This window comes from Pseudoalteromonas sp. AWM4_233 (assembly GCF_056158285.1).
Genome location: NZ_JBSWSZ010000135.1, coordinates 1 through 2,230 on the forward strand (window position 1 = coordinate 1; position 2,230 = coordinate 2,230).

Sequence of the window (2,230 nt, forward strand, 5' to 3'; positions counted from 1 at the left end):
CAAATAGATAAAGCCCGTTACCGTAAACATTTAAACCAAGTAATTATTGCTTGTGTAATTGCTTTAGCCGTTGGCAGTTTAGCCATTTCACAAACGTTGATTGCGTTATTTCCTGATCGAAGCGGTAGCCGCCATTTTCATTGGAACCTATTAGGTGTTGGTTGTGTGTAGTTTGCTGGTGGGCTTTGTGCTTAATAAGTACCGCAATCATGATTACATGACTGAAATTGTCTATGTGTGGGAGCTTAAAAAAGCGCTGAATAAAATCACCCGTGGAACGCCAGGAAGTTAAAAGCAGCAGGGCGTGAGGGCAATGCCGATGCTTTATTAGCAATTCAATACAGTTATGCGGGGTCACGTTTGTTATGGCAGCTTGATGACAACACTATTACCATGAGATGAGTTGGCAATTAAGCAGGCTGAGCTTGATAGTGTTGCGCAGCAGTACAATTTAACTTTAGATGTTGATAAGTATGACGAAAAGATACTAAATCAATACTAAAAAGTTGTCTTTGTACCTATTTTGCTTTATTTTTTGTTGCGTCAAAATTTTAAAGATTGTGCAACAGTGAAAAAAATAACACATACAGTTGTCTCGTTGCTGCTACTAGGCCCCACTTTTGCTAGCGCTAATGATATTAGTTTTTCGATTGGTGGTGGCTATCCGTACTTTGTAATACCTGAAGTATCTGTTGCTAGTGCTGACTTAAGCCAGCGTTGGTATGGCAATTATAAGATAGGCCTTGATGATGGTTTTGCTGCGGGTTTTGAGCAAGCTATAAGTGATAATAATAAACATGCAATCGGCTTGCTGGTTGGCGCATTAGGAAACAGAGAAGTAGATACTCAGTGCGATGAATCTCAAAATAGCGATGAACTTACAGCAGCATTTGCCAACGCAATTGGTTGTGCATCTCGCTGAAGCGTTTGATGAAGAAACCACTAATGGTATTGGGCTTAGTTACAGCTATAATTTCAGTGGCTTAAACCAAGACGGTTGGCGATTGAGGTTTGAATTAGGGTACGGTGAAGCCTCAAGCGATGATGATAAACGTGTTGATGGTGGTATCAACTTGAGTTATGAGTTTTAAGCAATTTTTTGAAGCAAATAATAAAGGTGGTTCATTTTAATGAAGAAGATTTTGATTGTTTGCTTAGGCAATATTTGCCGCTCACCCACAGCTGAAGCGGTGCTTCGTAGTCGAGCAAAGTCATTAGGTATTAATGTCAAAGTTGATTCTGCTGGCACCATTGGTTATCACCAAGGTAATCCACCAGATCCTCGCTCAAAAGCAGCAGCCGAAAAGCGCGGCTATAGTTTTAAAGGAATTTATTCGCGACCTGTGACTCAAGCTGATTTTTATGAGTTTGATTTAATCCTCGCAGCCGACAAGCAAAATCTTGCTGATTTAACAGCCCAGTGTCCAGAGCACTTACAATATAAGCTGTCGCTATTTTTAAGTCATGGTGACGCAGGGGAAAGCGAGATCCCTGATCCCTACGATGGTGGCGATCAAGGCTTCGAAAAAGTACTCGATTTAATTGAGAACGCAGCAGATAAACTACTTAACAAGATATGATAGGGTCGCACTGCGACCCTGTTATTTAGTTGTTGATTTTAAAATCTAATTGCACCCGAGAAGTCGCAGCAATAGCTTGCCCATTTTCAAACTTAGGGGCATAACGCCACTGTTTTACTGCTTTAACAGCTTCTCTTTCAAATGCAGAGCCACCCTCAGAGCCAACCACAGTAATGTTGTCTACAAAGCCTGACGGGGTTACTTCAAACTCCATTACGACACTGCCATCTTCAGGTGCTGGAAGTTAGAAGCCACAAGGATCCGTGCTACCTTAGCAATACGTAACTGAACGAAGTAACGACAATAAAATTACGTATTGCTAAGGTTAACGACGGTTAGATTCACCTCTTACACAGCACCTGAGGTTTTTGTTGCTTTTTTCGCTTGCGATTTACGCCCTAAGTCGTTGTTGCCAAATATTTTTTGATCAAAAACTTTATTTTCATAATTAACGGCATCTGCAGCACGCGCTAAAATAGTGTCATCGATATGTTTAGGCGGCATCGCATCGTTATTTTGCTGATAAAGCTTGATGAGTTCGTCATCACTAAATTGCTTATTCATGCTTGTCGTGCGCCCCCTGTTTCTGATGCGTCTACTTTGCGATGCAAGGTGCTGTGTAAGAGGTGAATCTAACCGTCGTTAACCTT

General features: G+C 41.3%; 4 protein-coding genes and 2 pseudogenes. 4 read left to right on the plus strand and 2 right to left on the minus strand.

The window, feature by feature from the left end:
* The 4 genes and pseudogenes from ACXAC4_RS27245 to ACXAC4_RS27260 all read left to right on the plus strand — a co-directional run.
* Positions 1 to 502, plus strand: a pseudogene (locus ACXAC4_RS27245) (DUF3087 domain-containing protein); the annotation flags it as partial.
* A 66-nt stretch (positions 503 to 568) separates the two neighbouring features.
* Positions 569 to 922, plus strand: a complete 354-nt coding sequence (locus tag ACXAC4_RS27250) for a hypothetical protein (protein WP_475168285.1) — start codon at positions 569 to 571, stop codon at positions 920 to 922.
* Entirely contained in the window at positions 909 to 1,091 is a 183-nt protein-coding gene (locus ACXAC4_RS27255; RefSeq protein ID WP_475168287.1) for a hypothetical protein, read from the plus strand. The genes ACXAC4_RS27250 and ACXAC4_RS27255 overlap by 14 nt, the downstream gene beginning before the upstream one ends.
* A gap of 39 nt (positions 1,092 to 1,130) precedes the next feature.
* The gene (locus ACXAC4_RS27260) at positions 1,131 to 1,580 is read left to right on the plus strand and encodes a low molecular weight protein-tyrosine-phosphatase (RefSeq protein ID WP_475168291.1); all 450 of its coding nucleotides are present in this window, start codon (positions 1,131 to 1,133) and stop codon (positions 1,578 to 1,580) included.
* A gap of 25 nt (positions 1,581 to 1,605) precedes the next feature.
* Here the strand turns inward: ACXAC4_RS27260 and ACXAC4_RS27265 are convergent.
* Together ACXAC4_RS27265 and ACXAC4_RS27270 are read right to left on the minus strand one after the other, a co-directional pair.
* Positions 1,606 to 1,803 (minus strand): annotated as a pseudogene (locus ACXAC4_RS27265) (energy transducer TonB); the annotation flags it as partial.
* A 125-nt stretch (positions 1,804 to 1,928) separates the two neighbouring features.
* Positions 1,929 to 2,144 (minus strand): hypothetical protein, encoded by a 216-nt coding sequence (locus tag ACXAC4_RS27270; protein WP_475168296.1) that lies wholly within the window; start codon positions 2,142 to 2,144, stop codon positions 1,929 to 1,931.
* Between the last annotated feature and the right edge of the window lie 86 nt (positions 2,145 to 2,230).